Genomic DNA, 16,135 nt, shown 5'->3' on the forward strand with positions numbered 1-16,135 from the left:
TCTGTCAGTGAGACCAGGCACCATGGGTCATCCTTTTATTTTTGTAATTATAAAAATTACTATTTTAAAAGGATGGTTTTAATAAATGATTCGATTTATTGAAGGATCGATGAAACGGTCCGTATTGATCCTGACATGTGTGGTTCTGATTATCGCCTGGGGTGCCATGTCTGCCGTGCAGATGCAGCGGGATTACTTACCTCCAATCAACAACACTGCCCTAATGGTAACGATTCAAGCTGATCAATATCAATCTGATCAGGTCAAACAACTCCTTACCGCAAAGGTTGAGGAAGCAGTCGGATCTGTTGATAAGCTTGATTATCTGGAAACAAACTCATTTGATGGCGGTTTAATGGCGAGCCTCTATTTTCCAGGCCACACCGATATGGAAAAGGCGGAAACTGAAGTGAGGGCGGCCGTTGATAAAATTAATTTGCCGGACGGTGTGAAAACGCCATTGATTACACGGGTCAGTACGAACTCTTTTCCAGTCATGCGAGTAAGTTTAACAAGTGATGCCGGAAAAATTGATGAAAATCAATTACGTACATCTATTCAAGATAAAGTGGCAAATGAAATCAAGAGTGTTCCGGGAGTCAGAGAAGTCCGTGTCACCGGGGCAGGGAATTCCGGATACTTGTTGACATTGAAAGCAGATGCCCTCCAAAAATATGGGTTAACCATAAAAGGCATTCAAGAGGCTCTAGCTGCCATTCATCCAGTATTGCCGCAGGGAACCATCAAAGAAAAAGGCGGACCGGATGGACAAATATCCATTCCGATTCGTGTGACCGATTGGACTCTTAATAGTGCAGACTTAAAAAGTGTAAAGATTCCTGTAAGCGGCGGGAAAACAGTAAGTTTACAGGAAGTAGCAGACATTGAGAGCAGTATTGTTGACCTACAGACGATTTCTAGAACAGCTGGGCAGCCGAGTGTTCTACTCGATGTTTTAAAAACACCTTCTTCAAACATTACCGATGTGACTGAAAGGATCGATGAAAGGATTAAAGAAATACCAGAAATCAAGTCAGGAGCAGTCGATCTTTCTATTCTTTTGGACCAGGGGAAAGACATAAACGCTGCTTTAAAGGGTCTGATCAAAGAGGGGTTATTGGGGATTTTGTTCTCGATCATCTGTGTATTTTTATTTTTCAGGAATGTCCGTTCCACATTTATTATTGCCTTATCCTTGCCAATCTGCCTTCTTGGTGCAACAGCGATCTTAAAAGCGATGGATGTCAGTTTGAATATCTTAACGATTTCTGGATTAATTGTAGCGATGGGCCGGGTGGTGGATGATTCGATCGTTGTCATCGATAATATGTACAGAAAACAAATGGAAAAATACAACGGACAGATCACAGTTCGCGATTTGGCTAGCGGGGTAGTGGAAATGATTCCAGCGATTTTTGCCTCCACTGCAACCACCGTTGCTGTGTTTCTACCAATAAGTATTATCGGCGGGATGATTAGTTCGGCTTTTTCAGGATTTGCCTGGTCGGTTGTCATCGCCCTTGTGACATCTCTTGCCGTTTCTATTATTGTCGTACCAGCCTTGGCTCACCTATTATGGAAAAAATGGCCAATGAATAAGTCAGTTGAAATGGAGACAAGGGCGCAAAACCTACTTCATTGGGCATTTCTGAAGAAAAAAGTGATAGTGGGACTTGCTGTGGTGCTTTTTGCCATCACGATAGCAGAAGCCGTATTTCTGCCGGTTAACTTTTTTCCAAGAGGAAATTCAAAGGATATAGCCATCCAGGTCGAGCTCCCTGAAGGTGTGCAGCTATCTGATGTGGATGCGGAAGTAAAAAATATCGAAACCATCTTAAAAAATGATCCTGAGGTAGATACCTACACTTCGACTCTCGGTTCGACATTTACACCGATGTTTGATGATGTCTTTGATGAAGGCGGCGGTTGGATGCAAAAGCAGAATATCGCCAATATTTCAGTTGGAATCAAAGATAAAAGCGACATCGATTCATTTGTAAAAAAAATGCGCCAGCAATTTGGCAGATTATCCACAGCTGCCGTCTATACCGTTTCTAATCAAAATATTTCTGGAGATGATTCCCGCTTAAAGGTGATTTTAACCGGGGCTGACCAGCAAAACCTTGCCAAAGCTAGCATTATGGTAAGAAGTAAACTGCAGATGATCCCTGGTTTAAGTATAGAAGGAGCGGCAAATGATGCCGATGCAGCAATGAAACATTATCTTTCACTTAAGCAGGAGGAAATTCAACGCTTGGGTATAAATGTCGATGAAGTTCTTAATCGGATTGATCGCTATTTACCTAAAGACGTTAGGATGGATGTTTCCTCCGGTGACCTGACTACCCCAATTGCCCTTCGGTTAGACAATCAGGAAAGTCTAGTTGCAGCTGGTGACTCGGATCCTGAAAAAACGATTCTATCAAAAATTGGCCATGAAATGTTTACTGCCAAGGACGGTTCAAAGGTGTCATTAGCGGAGATTACGACCTTGGAGACAAGTACCCAAACGGTGATCAGTGAGCAGGATGGTCGTCCATTTGCTGCCGTGACGGGCAATATTATTACACGCGACATTGGAAAGGTTACAAAACAAGTTAATGAAACAATGAAAGGTTTGGACCTGCCTTCAGGCATTGACTATTCGCTTGGAGGGATCTCTCAGCAAGTCAAGCAAATGGTGATTGAAATGAGCCTTGCTCTTGCTCTGTCTCTTTTGCTAGTACTGATGATTGTGAGTAGTGTTTTTCGTGGCTGGTATGCACCGGTTTCAGTCATCCTATGCATTCCACTGGCGTTAATCGGATCGGTATGGAGCATGGCAGTCTTCGGAATGGAGTGGAATCTCGCCGCATTGATTGGAATATTGATGCTCACAGGCATTGTCGTCACCAACGGAATTGTGCTTGTCGATAAAATTGAACGTAACCTTTCTGATGGGATGGACGCCAAGCAGGCAATTTTGTTAGGAACCTCTTCAAGGGTTCGACCTGTGTTAATGACTGCGGGAACTACCATCTTAACCTTGCTTCCCTTAGCTTTCTCAGGTAACGGGAATACGATTATTTCAAAAACGCTTGGGGTTGTCGTCGTGGGCGGCATGATTAGCTCGACACTGATTAGTCTCGTGGTAATCCCGATTATGTACGATTGGCTGAGTGGAAAAGTCAGAAAAATAAAGACTAAGCAGCACCCGTTATCAGCTTAAAATACTAGAAAGCAAATATCACCTGCCTAGAAGGCCGGTGATATTTTTATTAAATGGAGATAGGTAGATTTTAAGATAGAAAATGACACAAACTATTTTAAATTTACAAAATTCATCATTTCTTTACAAAACTATACAAACCATTAATACTCAGTTAACAAAAAAGGATTAATCTAAAACACGTAAACAACAACAAAAATTTAGGGGGATTTAAAGATATGAAAAGTTTGAAAAAATTAAGCCTGCTTACATTGCTAGCTGCGTTAATGGTTTTCATGGCTGCATGTGGAGGCGCAACTTCTACAGAAAAGACAGAAGGAACTGCGAAGAAAGAAACGGCAAAGACTGAAGAAACGAAAGAACTTTCTGGCTCATTAAGTATTTCCGGCTCCTCGGCAATGCAGCCTTTAGTGGCAGCGGCAGCTGAAGAATTTATGGCTAATAATCCTAAAGTTGATATTCAAGTAAATGCTGGTGGATCTGGTACAGGCTTATCACAAGTTGCTGAAGGATCCGTTCAAATTGGTAACTCCGACGTTTTTGCTGAAGAAAAAGAAGGTATCCCAGCTGATCAACTTGTTGACCACAAAGTAGCTGTAGTAGGTATGACTGCTGCTGTTAACCCTAAAGTAGGGATTAAAGATATTAAAAAAGCTGATTTAATTAAAGTTTTCACTGGAAAAATCACAAACTGGAAAGAACTTGGCGGAGCAGATCAAAAGATTGTTCTTGTCAACCGTCCTGACTCTTCAGGTACACGTGCTGTATTCAATAAGTTTGCCCTTGATGGTGCCACACCCGCTGAAGGAATTACCGAAGATTCTTCAAACACAGTTAAAAAGATTATTAACGAAACAGACGGTGCCATTGGTTACCTAGCATTCTCATACTTTACTGACGAATCTGTTACACCTCTTGCCATCGATGGTGTTGAACCAACTGCAGAAAATGTACAATCTGGTCAATTCCCAGTTTGGGCTTATCAACATTCATATACTAAAGGTGAGCCAGATGAGCTTTCTAAAGCATTCTTCGATTATATGATGAGTGATGATGTTCAAAACAATTTATTAAAAGAACAAGGCTACCTGCCTGTAACAGAAATGACAGTCGAACGTGACGCAAAAGGTAATCAAAAAAATCTTTAAGATCTTTCTATAATGGACAAGATTGATATAAAAGTAGATAGGTATGTAACCATTCCTTTCTACTTTTATTTTTTTAGGAACCTTAAAAATTAGCTCTGTCATTAAATGTTTAGTAGATGATAGAAAACTTTCATATAGGAGGATCCCAATGAATAAGAATAGCATGGTAACAAAAGGTGCTGCTGTCGCTCTAACAATTGCGTTAACCATTCCTGCCGTCACACCAGCATTTGCTGCAGGTAATAGCCAAATCAAGGTTGACTCTGTTAAATTTAATGGAATGCCTGCCCCAACTACTATCGATCAAATGGTAGATACATATACAAGCGCCTCCGTTGATGTAAAATACAGCAATGGAAAAGTAAAAACGTTCCCTCTATCATATAAAAGACTTTTTAAATCAGAAGATAAAATCGCTGTTAATAAAGGTGAATTGATTCCTGCCGGTACACCGATTGATTATTATGGGGATCCAATCATGGATACTAGTGTTCCTGGAAAACCAACTCCATTTGTTTCGGATGCACCTGATTCAAACAGCTTATTAAATCCGATTAAAGGAAAGCTTTACATGGTTACACATTATGAATATCAAACATTAGATGCAGCTGGTAATTCTGCTTATGGAATTGTTCCTGCTTCCATGTCCTTAACCACTTTAGACCAAAATAAGAAGACTGGTGAATTGAAAGCTAAAGAGGTTAAGAAAATTGATTTTTCAGAGGTTAATGGACTTTGGATTCCTTGTAATGGATCGCTTTCACCATGGAATACACATTTAGGATCGGAAGAGTATGAGCCAGACGCGCGCAAATACGAATTTGACGTGAAGTCATCGGCAAGAACTTCCGTTGAAAGCTTTTCACAGCTTTATTTCGGGGATAAATTAAAAGCAAATCCATATTTCTATGGCTACGTTCCAGAAATCCAAGTAAAGAAAAACGGTAAAGTAAAAGTAGAAAAACATTACAGTCTTGGCCGCTTCTCTCATGAATTAATGAAAATGATGCCTGACAATCGTACAGCTTACTTTGGTGATGACGGTGCAAATACTGGTATGTTCATGTATGTAGCCGATAAAGCGAAAGATTTATCAGCTGGTACATTATACGCAGCTAAATTCGTCCAAACTGGGACTGAAAATGGCGGTTCAGGAAATTTAGAATGGGTTAAGCTAGGACATGCCAATGATAAGGAAATACAAGCGATCATTGACAACGATATTAAATTCAGTGACATCTTTGAAACGTCTGATACAGCGCAACCAGGTTTTAAAGCGATTAAACAATATTCCTATGGTCAAACAGAATATGTAAAACTTAAGCCTGGTATGGAAAAAGCGGCAGCATTTCTTGAATCACGCCGTTATGCAGCTTACATTGGTGCCACTACTGAATTCAACAAAATGGAAGGTGTCACATATAACGCCAAAGATAACAAGGTGTATATCGCTATTTCCGACCAAAGCGGCAGCATGGAAAAAGACAGCACAGGAAAAGATCCTGCTGATGATATGCAATTACCTAAAATTAAGTCCGGCGCAACCTATCAATTAGATTTAATGAGTGGTCAAAAAGATAACAGCGACCGCAGCATTCTTAGTAAGTATGTGGCTACAAAGATGTCAGGTTTACTTGCAGGTGAAGACCTTGCAATGGCTGATGCTTTCGGTAATACAGCGAATGTAGATAAAGTAGCAAGTCCTGATAACTTAAGCTACTCTGAAGAAATGAAAACCTTATTTATTGGCGAAGATAGCAGTAAGCATACGAATAACTATGTATGGGCTTATAATGTCGATACGAAAGAGTTAACACGTATTTTATCGAACCCAGCAGGGGCGGAATCCACTGGATTGTTCGCTGCCGATGATCGTAATGGTTTCTCTTATATTATGAGTAATTTCCAACATCCAGGCGATGAATTAGACGGAAAAGCTATTACTGCTGTTAATAAAGAAGAGTTAAAGAAAGCAATGGAAAAAGGAATCGGTATTGATAAGACAGGCGGTGTTGGCTATATCTCTGGCCTTCCATCCTTTACAAATATGCCAGATTTCACAGCTCCTGCTAAACCTTCAGTAAATAAAGTAACCTCTAAGTCTACTATTGTTACAGGAAAAGCTGAAATTGGCTCGACTATCTATGTTTATAACGGAAAAACATATGTAAGCAACGCAGTTGTTGATGCAAAGGGAAATTACAAAGTCAAAATTAAAGCTCAGAAAAAACGTACTACCTTGACAATTTTTTCTAAAGATAAGGCTGGTAATAAAAGCAATTCTGTCTCCATCAAAGTAAATTAGGAACAATTACTCAAACAAACACTTGTTACCTTATCTAGATTGGCCTAAGAATAATCACATGAAAAAGCCTTAATTCCATTAATTACAAGGAATTAAGGTTTTTTCAATTTTAAATATTGTGCATCTCTTAGCTGGGTGTCAGGCACCATGTGAAATTTTCACATGGTGCCTGACACCCTAATTAAATAAGGCAAAACTCTATACTTAGATAACTGTCTAGCGCAAACGGCCCAACGGCTAGTAGACTTCGCTCTCCTCCCTTCGATAAGTCAACATCGGTTCGCTATGCTCACCGTGTTTCCTTTATCTTAGTCGGAGCGCTCCAGTCTATACGCCGTTAAACGGACCGCTTGCGCTTTTCTTTGTTAAGGATAAGTTAAGGAACCGACATGATAATAGGCTCATCAAATAAAAACTTCCCTGGTGTCGGAGGGCGTAATGCAGCAGGGAGCAAAAGGAGTATATAGGAATGAAAAAGTTGATTTGGATTCTCATAAGCGTTTTGGTGATTGGCTTTGTCGGGTTTCAATACTATAAATCGAAAACAGTCAGCACGGAGACAACGGCTCAAACTCGAACCGCCGTTGTTCAACAAGGCAAACTCGAAGTGAAGATTAGTGGATCTGGCACCGTTGCACCAGTGACTAGTGAAGACATTAAATCGACGGTCGATAATGATGAAATTGATGAAGTGTTAGTTTCTGCAGGGGACACCGTAAGTGAGGGAGATGAGTTAATCACCTTCACAGATGATAGTGACCCGATTACGGCCCCAGCCGATGGTAAGATTACAACCATTTCTGTTACAGATGGTGAACGGGTTACCAATGGACAGGTTATCGCTCATCTCACCGATTACGAGAATTTACAAACAGTGGTTCAAGTGGATGAACTAGACATTACTAAGATTAAAAAGAAACAAACCGTTAGCATAACCGTGAGTGCCTATCCTGACACCACCTTTACAGGAAAGGTAACGGATATTGCCGCAGAAGGAACCTCTGCAAACGGAACATCCACTTTTGATGTCACCATTCATATCGATCAACCTAAAAATTTAAAGGTGGGGATGAGTACAGAAGCAAGTATCCTCACCGAGAGTAAGGAAAATGCTCTTTACGTTCCAGTTGATGGTGTGTATACAAGCAATAATGAGAAATATGTGATTGTGACTGCCACTTCTGCAGATGCCAGCTCCGCAAGCCAGCAAAAGACTGTTAAAACAGGGATGGCTACTGATGACTATGTGGAACTAACAGAGGGGGTATCGGCAGGCGAAACGATTCAATTACCTGCTCTTGCAACTAGTAGTTCTTCTAACAATCAAAGCGGTAGAATGCAAGGCAGCATGGGCGGCATGGGAGCAATGACTGGCGGTGGAATGCCTCCAAGCGGTGGTGGACAGGGACAAACTAGCTCGAGCGGAAAGGGTGGCAATTAATGAGGACTCCAATTATTGAGATAAAAAATATGATGAAGTCCTATAAACTTGGTGGTGAAACGGTCCATGCCCTCAATGATGTGTCATTAGAAATTCAAAAGGGCGAGTTTCTAGCGATTATTGGCCCATCGGGATCGGGAAAATCGACATTAATGAATATGCTTGGCTGCCTTGACCGACCCAATAAGGGTACCTATCACCTAGATGGCAAAGATATTGGAAAAATGGACGATAACAGCTTGGCAACGATTCGTAATGGTAAGATTGGGTTTATTTTTCAAAACTTTAACTTATTAAGTAAGCTCACAGCACTCGAAAATGTAGAATTGCCATTGTTATATGCCGGTGTATCGACACGAGAAAGGCGCGAGCGCGCTTTAGAAGGATTGGATAAGGTGGGCTTGAAGGATCGTGCCGGACATCTTCCAACTCAACTTTCCGGAGGCCAGCAGCAAAGGGTTGCGATTGCGAGAGCGCTTGTTGGGCAGCCGGCGATTCTCCTCGCCGATGAACCAACAGGAGCACTGGATAGTAAAACGAGCAAGGAGATTCTTTTTTTAATGAAGGAATTGAATGAATTAGGACATACGATTATTTTAATCACACATGATCTAGAGATTGCGAAACAAGCAAGAAGAATGGTTAGTATTCAAGACGGCCAGCTCTTTGAGAATGGGGGTGTACTACTTGGGAATCATGCAATCTATTAAGATGGCCCTTCGGAGTATTCGAAGCAATAAACTCCGGGCTGTTTTGACGATGCTCGGCATTATTATTGGGGTCTCGTCTGTCATTGTGCTGGTGTCGATTGCGCAAGGGTCAGCGAAAAACGTCACAAGTCAAATCAATCAATTGGGAACGAACCTTTTGACCGTTAATACCTATAGTACCGATATTGAATTAACCGAGGATAAAATTAATGAGTTAAGTGATATTGATGGAGTCAAAGCTGTTGCACCGGTTGTTTCGGGGCGTGTTTATGTGAAGAAGGAGCGGACCTCCTCACAGATCACCTTAACAGGAACAAACGCCGCTTATTCAACGGTACGTGATGCGAAGGTTAGTCAAGGTCGCTTTATTACCGATCTGGACGTAGAATACCGCCAAAAAATTGTTGTTCTTGGCTCGGATACCGCTGCGACGTTTTTTGGCACAGAGAATCCAATCGGCCAATATATTCAGGTGTCAGGCACCTCGTTCAAAGTTGTCGGGGTATTAGCTTCGAAAGGGAGTTCACTCGGGCAGAGCGGGGATAATGTGGTCATCGTCCCATTGAGCACGGGTCAGCGTTTAGTTGGCAGTACGACAATAAGCACCGTTTATTTGCAAGGGAAAAGCGAGGATCAAATGGATTTCGTCATGAATGAGGTTAAATTGTCGCTTGCCAGTATGTATCCCGGCAAAAGTGACTATTATGGCGTAACGAATCAGCAGGATGTGATGGACACGATGAGTTCGGTATCCGACACGATGACGATGATGCTTGGAGGAATTGCAAGTATATCCTTGATTGTCGGCGGGATCGGTATCATGAATATTATGCTTGTGTCCGTGTCAGAACGGACGAAGGAGATTGGAATAAGAAAAGCGATTGGCGCGAAAAGACGTGATGTGCTCCTGCAATTCTTAATTGAGGCGGGCGTCTTAAGCTCAATGGGTGGATTGATTGGAATATTATTCGGATTAGGATTAGGAAAGGTTGTCTCATCACTGATGAGTTTAAGCATCGCTTACTCCCCAACCGTGATTCTATCATCGTTCTTATTCTCGCTTGTGGTCGGGGTCGTCTTCGGCGTATTCCCTGCCAACAAGGCATCCAAACTAAATCCGATTCAAGCACTTCGCTACCAATAAGGACGATAAGGATTTCATCTCTCATTGGCGATGGCGAAATTTTGATCCGCAAATAAAACTAGTAAATTCGCAAATAAAACCGACTTATCTCTTTTAGCAAGTAAATCCAGTTAATCCGCAAATAAAAGCTGATTTTTCGCAAATAAACTTGTTTTTAGTAGTTCAAAGCAGCACTTTACACGAGAGTATCTATAAAAATATAACAAAATGAGGAGAATTTATATGAAAAATACGAGAAAAGCCCATTTATGGATTGGTTTAATTTGTTCTATCTTTATCCTAATCGAGTCAATTACGGGTTTGTTAATGAACGAGCCGTGGTTAATCGGTCAGACACAAATGGAAGGAAATCGAGGCAATTTCCAGCCGGGTCAATTTAATCAAGGTGTAGGACCACAAGGTGCAACCACAAACTCAAGCCAAACAACTGGGCAAACTCAATCGCAGAATCCTCCTAGCAATCAAACGCAGACAAACGGCCAAACTCAAGGACAAACAGGCACAAACACAGCCGGTCAATTCCCTGGACGCATGGGCGCCGGCGGCCCTGGGGGAGAAGGCGGAGCGAGTTCGATCACAAGTACCATTAGAAGTCTTCATGAAGGGAAAATCGGCACGACTAATGTGAAATGGCTGGTCGACCTAGTTGCACTAGCGATGATCTTCCTAACCGTTTCAGGCATTTACCTATCCTTAAAAGTCCTCAAAGCAGATAAAAAGAGAAAAAGCCGTAAAAATGATGGCCAAGTAGCTTAACAGTCAGGGTGTCAGGCACCATGTGAAAAATTCACATGGTGCCTGGCACTTTTTTACTTTAACGCAAAATATACGTTTTTTCGTCAAAATGCTATAATAAAAAAGGTAATTGAAATTCTAGCTAAGGGGAAATGAATATGATTCTCGTCGTTGGCGGAGCAGGTTACATTGGTAGCCATCTTGTAAAGGAATTAGTAGAAAAAGAAGAGGTTCTCGTTCTCGATAACTTATCGACTGGTCACCGCGCAGCAGTTGATAGCCGGGCCGTTTTTGTCGAAGGTGATCTTGGCAATGAAGAAGATTTACAAATGATCTTCAAAAGTTATCCCATAAAGGCGGTTATGCACTTTGCTGCCTTTAGTTTGGTAGGGGAGTCTGTTGTGGATCCTTTGAAATATTATCAGAATAACGTGGCGTCCACACTTACCTTGTTAAATGTGATGATGAGAAACAACGTAAAAAACTTTATTTTCTCTTCCACTGCAGCTACCTATGGAATTCCTGATGTGGAGTTGATTGATGAAACAACTCCAACCAGACCGATTAATCCGTATGGACATTCCAAACTGATGATCGAACAAATCATGTCTGATTTCTCAAAATCTTATGGATTGAATTATGTGGTCTTACGTTACTTTAATGCAGCAGGGGCCCACGAATCAGCAGTAATTGGCGAGAGTCATGACCCAGAAACACATTTAATTCCGATTATCCTTCAACAACTGTTAGGCCAGCGGGAAAAAGTATCTGTCTTTGGATCTGATTATGATACAGCTGATGGTACTTGTATTCGCGATTATATTCACGTGACTGATTTAGCCAGTGCCCATATCCTCGCACTCGAGGCGTTATTAACAGGGAAGAAATCGGCTGAGATTTATAATCTTGGCAACGGTCTTGGCTATTCCGTTAAGGAAGTCATTGAAACATGTGAAAAAGTTACCGGTGTGGAGGCAAACGTAGAAATGGCTGACCGCCGTGCCGGAGATCCTGCTATGCTTGTCGCTTCCTCTCAAAAAATTCTTAGCGAACTAGGCTGGAAGGCTGAACGGAATCTGGAACGAATTATTGCAGATGCGTGGAATTGGCATCAGAAACAAACATATTAATTGGCAGCTCTGTCTACATACGTAGGCAGGGCTTTTTTATATTAGATTCCTGTCGGAGCGGCGGATGTTATAGATAAAACTGCAGTGAGAATTTAATGTTCTTGGAGCATTTTTTTGTCATGATTTTTGCCTAATTTGTAGTTTGATGGTTATGATTTACTAGGTTAAGATTAGGATATAAATTTCGTTAAGGGGCTCTTTTTTATGAAGAAAACGTTGAAGGGTATTTTGTATATATTACTAGGATCACGTTTTTGGCCTCAATCTTTGCGGGTTTGCTTGTCGGAGCTGGGTTGGGATTGATTTTCCGGACGGGAGGAACCTCGGGAGGATCGACAATATTAGCTAGATTGGCGAACCAATTGCTAGGTTGGAGCATAGGGAAAGGCATGCTAATTATTGATATTTTAGTAGTGGTTGGCTCGATTTTCATCATTGGTTTGGAAAAAGCGATGTATACGCTGTTGATTGTGTTCATCGGAGCGAAGGCGATCGATTTCATTGTCGAAGGACTCGATGAAAAGGTAGCAGTGATGATTATTTCCAATTCTCCTGAACAGGTCTTGGCCAACATCACCAGTCGGATGTCGCGCGGATTAACCGTTTTAGACGGTCGAGGGGGCTACACAGGACAGAACAGAGAAGTCCTTTATATCGTCATCAATAAGCAGGAAAGCGTCCAACTGAAAAGTATTATTAAGGAAGTAGATGAAAACGCCTATGTCACCGTCCATAATGTCCATGAAATGATCGGGCATGGATACAAGGCGAGTAAAAAAGGTGCCTGACACCCGTAGTGGGTATCAGGCATTTTCTATATTTTTTCCACACTTACTCTCCCTGAGAAGAAGGTGGCACCGCCGCCCATATCGGCGATTCGGTCCGGGGTGAGGGAGTTTACTAGCTGTTTTGAGTCAACAGAATCCGCCCACAGTCCTTGCGTAACGACGACTCCAGGTAGAACATGATCTCCGACAGCCGCCTTTAGCCGGCATTCTCCTCGATCGTTCCAGACACGGACCGTATCTCCATCTACAATCCCCGCCGTGAAAGCATCCTGATGATTCATATACACCTTTGGTTCTTTTTCCAAGCTGATGTGCTTTGGATTGTTGGAAAAGGTAGAGTTTAAGAAATTATGATTCGGGCCAGGAACAAACTGATACGGATGATCCCCGTCGTTTACTAATGGTACATAAGTTGGCAATGGGGGATAGCCTTCCTCTTGCATCTTCTGTGAAAATAATTCAATTTTTCCACTAGGGGTTGGCAAGTTCCCAGGAAAAATCGGTTTCAATTTGGCTTTCATAAATTGATGCTCAACTAATGTTTCGTAGGTAATTTCCTCCAAATACGGATTGCGCGGATTATCAAGGGCTTGAGTAATCATTTGTGCCTCTGTCTCTTGGAAAAGCGGTTCATTAAAGCCCATTCCGTTTGCGAGTAGCCTGAACACATCGACATTCGATTTTGACTCAGCAAATGGTGCAATAACGGGCTGCTGCAGTTGAATGTAATGATGCCAATACGATGTGTAGATGTCTGTGTTTTCAAAGGAGGATGTCGCTGGTAAAACGATATCCGCGTATTTGGCTGTCTCTGTTAAAAATAAATCATGGACCACGGTAAATAAGTCTTCCCGCGCTAACCCATTTCGGACTTTAGTAGACTCAGGTGCGACCACGGCAGGATTCGAACCGTACACATAAAGTGATTTCACAGGAGGGTCTAGTGTAAGTAATGCCTCCCCGAGTAAATTCATGTTAATCACGCGCGTATGTTTATTTTTTAATAAATCCGGTCGTTGCAAGTGAGCTGTATTCGGAGCTAGATAGGCTGAATTTCCTTTGATCGCGCCGCCGCCTTTGACAAGCCACTGACCAGTGAGAGCAGGAAGGCATGCGACAGTCCGGACAAACATCCCGCCATTGTCGTGATGCTGTGGTCCATTACCGATGCGAATAAAGGATGGTGACGTCTTGCCATATATCCGTGCCAGCTTATAAATATCTTCTACTGATACACCCGTGATCGTAGAAACCGTGATCGGGTCGTACTGAACGACATGTTCGCGCAGCTCTTCGTGTCCGAGGGTAAATTTTTGTAAAAATTCTTGGTTGACTAGGTTTTCAGCAAATAAGATGTGCATCATCCCTAAAGCGAGAGCACTGTCGGTTCCAGGCAATATCGGAATAAACCAATCTGCTAATCTACCAGTTTGATTTTTGTGAACATCGATAACAATGATTTTGGCGCCATTTTGTTTGCGGGCTTTTTGAGCTAACGCGACTTGATGCATGTTGGTGCTCGCCGCATTAACGCCCCAAAAGATGAATAATTTGGAATGAAGCGTATCCTCAGGGTCGGTTCCGATACTGCCACCCATGGTATATTTATAGCCAACCGAACCAGCAGCTGAACAGATGGTTTGGTCTAAACGCGATGCACCGAGGCGATGGAAGAAACGGCGGTCCATTCCCTCGGCATTAAGCCTGCCCATGTTTCCGTAAAAACTGTAAGGAAGAATGCTTTCCGGTCCATCGGATTCGATCAACTCTTTCCAACGGGAAGTAATCGTCTGGATGGCTTCCTCCCAGCTGATTTGTTCAAATTTGCCCTCGCCCTTTGGGCCTGTGCGTTTCAATGGGAATTTTAGACGGTTTTCATCATAAATCCGTTCCGTCATATTCCGGACTTTGTTACAGATATGCCCTTTGGTGACCGGGTGCGCAGGATCGCCTTCCACTTTAATAACCTTCCCATCTTCCTTATGTAGAAGTAAACCGCACTGATCCGGGCAATCCAGCGGACAAACCGCATGAAAGACACCATCTCGTTCATCTATAAAAGAAGCCATAGCTTAGTCAATCTCCTTTCATGTTTAACTTGAATTTTTAAGATTACTACTATCATAACATCAAATTCTTTGGTATGAACACATCTGACGAGCTATTTTTATTGGTGATTAAGTCTTATATATAATGTACCGGGTTTGAATAAATGGATAATAAAAGGCGGTCACGTAGAAGTTCTATGTGACCGCCTTTTTGGATATACGCGAACCCGAGAGGACAATTTATTTTTGCCCAAGCTCTTTGATTTGATTAAGGATATTGGTTATATCTTGTACGCTTTGAAAAATTTCTGTGTTTTCAAGAACAGAAGGGTCGAGTAAGCCATTCTTCATATGTTTTAGATACACGTCAATTCCGGCTGCAAGTTTGTTGTTTTGGTCGACAATTTGCTGGTGTAAATCAACAGCTACGTTTGGGGCTTGAAGTTTATTGAATGCATTTATTTCTTTTTTCATATCTTGGAGCATGTTTTGGAAATCTGCTGCTGCTTGCTGATCTCCAACGGCAAGTTTAGCAACAGAGGGTGCTTCATTTGCAAATGCCGTCGCCTTGTCTAAGTAATCCTTTGCATCATTTACATATGTGAGTGTATCTTTCGCATCATTTAGCAAGGAACAACCGCTCAGGAGCAAAGCAATGACCGCGGATAAAACTAATAACTTCTTTTTCATGTAAAAACCTCCGTTTTTAATTTTTAAGGCAGCTTTTGAACGTTTAACTATCATTAAAATAGGGTTGAAAATTTGTTTCGTTTCTAAGGCATAAGCAGTTTCGTACGCTAATATCAATAAAAATAGCAGGATCTTCGTTTAGAAGTTCCGCTTATTTCTGAAGGGAGCACTTTTACCATTCTTTCTAAAAGTGCTCCATACTAAACGGTGTCAGGCACCACAGCTGATAATTTCATTTTACTTTTCCAAAAAAGTAATGGATAGTAAGCACCCAGTCATCGTCTCACACGTAGGATATCCATGAGAATAATCGGGAGGTTCTACAATGTACCCATATACTAATTACTACGATGCTTTATATAGACAAAATAAAAAGTTGATAAGAGAGCTAGAAAAGGCGATTAATGGTGAGTACAATGCCATAAATTGTTACGAAAAGTTAGCAAATTTGGCACCTAATGAGAAGGAGAAAAGTCGAATCCTTGAAATTCGTCAAGATGAATCAAAGCATTATCAACAATTTGATCAGATCTATACAAGGCTGACTGGCCGAAAGCCACAACCGAAAATCAGCGAGGAATGTCCGGGGGTTTATTTAAATGGATTGGAATTTGCGTTACAAGATGAGCAAACAACGGTGGATTTTTACATGGAGGTAGCTGATGGAACTTCGGACCCAACTATAAAAGAGGCATTTCAAAGAGCGGCAGCAGATGAGCAAAATCATGCCGTATGGTTTTTATATTATTTTACTAAAAATAAGTAACCACTTGCTTCATGCCTTTGGT

General features: G+C 41.7%; 11 protein-coding genes and 1 pseudogene. 10 read left to right on the forward strand and 2 right to left on the reverse strand.

The genetic code is table 11. From position 1 onward, the window contains the following. The first annotated feature begins 85 nt into the window (after positions 1–85). From QF028_RS31665 to QF028_RS31705, 9 genes and pseudogenes are all read left to right on the forward strand, one after another. The gene (locus QF028_RS31665; RefSeq protein ID WP_429471664.1) at positions 86–3,208 is read left to right on the forward strand and encodes an efflux RND transporter permease subunit; all 3,123 of its coding nucleotides are present in this window, start codon (positions 86–88) and stop codon (positions 3,206–3,208) included. Between the two features lie 218 nt (positions 3,209–3,426). After that, positions 3,427–4,356, forward strand: coding sequence for a phosphate ABC transporter substrate-binding protein (locus tag QF028_RS31670; RefSeq protein ID WP_429471666.1), 930 nt, complete (start codon positions 3,427–3,429; stop codon positions 4,354–4,356). Positions 4,357–4,504: 148 nt separating this feature from the next. Beyond that, complete coding sequence (locus tag QF028_RS31675) at positions 4,505–6,661, forward strand: alkaline phosphatase PhoX (RefSeq protein ID WP_429471668.1); 2,157 nt, start codon at positions 4,505–4,507, stop codon at positions 6,659–6,661. 469 nt (positions 6,662–7,130) lie between these two features. Further along, positions 7,131–8,102, forward strand: coding sequence for an efflux RND transporter periplasmic adaptor subunit (locus QF028_RS31680; RefSeq protein WP_429471670.1), 972 nt, complete (start codon positions 7,131–7,133; stop codon positions 8,100–8,102). Then, positions 8,102–8,812, forward strand: coding sequence for an ABC transporter ATP-binding protein (locus tag QF028_RS31685; protein ID WP_251033367.1), 711 nt, complete (start codon positions 8,102–8,104; stop codon positions 8,810–8,812). The genes QF028_RS31680 and QF028_RS31685 overlap by 1 nt, the downstream gene beginning before the upstream one ends. Then, complete coding sequence (locus QF028_RS31690; RefSeq protein WP_429472638.1) at positions 8,799–9,956, forward strand: ABC transporter permease; 1,158 nt, start codon at positions 8,799–8,801, stop codon at positions 9,954–9,956. Before QF028_RS31685 ends, QF028_RS31690 begins: the two co-directional genes overlap by 14 nt. Before the next feature lie 222 nt (positions 9,957–10,178). Next, a complete protein-coding gene (locus tag QF028_RS31695) occupies positions 10,179–10,712 on the forward strand; it encodes a PepSY-associated TM helix domain-containing protein (RefSeq protein WP_429471672.1) in 534 nt (177 codons plus the stop codon). A gap of 137 nt (positions 10,713–10,849) precedes the next feature. After that, positions 10,850–11,821, forward strand: coding sequence for a UDP-glucose 4-epimerase GalE (gene galE, locus QF028_RS31700; RefSeq protein ID WP_429471674.1), 972 nt, complete (start codon positions 10,850–10,852; stop codon positions 11,819–11,821). Positions 11,822–12,018: 197 nt separating this feature from the next. Beyond that, positions 12,019–12,609, forward strand: a pseudogene (locus QF028_RS31705) (YitT family protein); the annotation flags it as partial. Positions 12,610–12,635: 26 nt separating this feature from the next. On the opposite strand, the gene QF028_RS31710 reads toward QF028_RS31705, so the two are convergent. Both QF028_RS31710 and QF028_RS31715 read right to left on the reverse strand, forming a co-directional pair. Then, positions 12,636–14,678, reverse strand: coding sequence for a molybdopterin-containing oxidoreductase family protein (locus QF028_RS31710; RefSeq protein WP_429471676.1), 2,043 nt, complete (start codon positions 14,676–14,678; stop codon positions 12,636–12,638). A gap of 219 nt (positions 14,679–14,897) precedes the next feature. Further along, positions 14,898–15,347: a DUF6376 family protein gene (locus QF028_RS31715; RefSeq protein WP_410889502.1), complete on the reverse strand. Its 450-nt coding sequence runs from the start codon at positions 15,345–15,347 to the stop codon at positions 14,898–14,900. 325 nt (positions 15,348–15,672) lie between these two features. Between QF028_RS31715 and QF028_RS31720 the strand changes: the two genes are divergently transcribed. Then, entirely contained in the window at positions 15,673–16,113 is a 441-nt protein-coding gene (locus QF028_RS31720) for a ferritin family protein (protein ID WP_429471678.1), read from the forward strand. Positions 16,114–16,135: the final 22 nt, after the last annotated feature.

This window comes from Neobacillus sp. B4I6 (assembly GCF_050434045.1).
Classification (GTDB): domain Bacteria; phylum Bacillota; class Bacilli; order Bacillales; family Cytobacillaceae; genus Neobacillus.

Excerpts from the sequence above, each read along its gene's own strand:
- QF028_RS31685 (WP_251033367.1), top strand. The coding sequence starts at position 8,102 with ATGAGGACTCCAATTATTGAGATAAAAAATATGATGAAGTCCTATAAA.
- QF028_RS31715 (WP_410889502.1), bottom strand. The coding sequence starts at position 15,347 with ATGAAAAAGAAGTTATTAGTTTTATCCGCGGTCATTGCTTTGCTCCTG.
- QF028_RS31670 (WP_429471666.1), top strand. The coding sequence starts at position 3,427 with ATGAAAAGTTTGAAAAAATTAAGCCTGCTTACATTGCTAGCTGCGTTA.
- QF028_RS31675 (WP_429471668.1), top strand. The coding sequence starts at position 4,505 with ATGAATAAGAATAGCATGGTAACAAAAGGTGCTGCTGTCGCTCTAACA.
- QF028_RS31710 (WP_429471676.1), bottom strand. The coding sequence starts at position 14,678 with ATGGCTTCTTTTATAGATGAACGAGATGGTGTCTTTCATGCGGTTTGT.
- QF028_RS31665 (WP_429471664.1), top strand. The coding sequence starts at position 86 with ATGATTCGATTTATTGAAGGATCGATGAAACGGTCCGTATTGATCCTG.
- QF028_RS31680 (WP_429471670.1), top strand. The coding sequence starts at position 7,131 with ATGAAAAAGTTGATTTGGATTCTCATAAGCGTTTTGGTGATTGGCTTT.
- QF028_RS31720 (WP_429471678.1), top strand. The coding sequence starts at position 15,673 with ATGTACCCATATACTAATTACTACGATGCTTTATATAGACAAAATAAA.
- QF028_RS31695 (WP_429471672.1), top strand. The coding sequence starts at position 10,179 with ATGAAAAATACGAGAAAAGCCCATTTATGGATTGGTTTAATTTGTTCT.
- galE (WP_429471674.1), top strand. The coding sequence starts at position 10,850 with ATGATTCTCGTCGTTGGCGGAGCAGGTTACATTGGTAGCCATCTTGTA.
- QF028_RS31690 (WP_429472638.1), top strand. The coding sequence starts at position 8,799 with ATGCAATCTATTAAGATGGCCCTTCGGAGTATTCGAAGCAATAAACTC.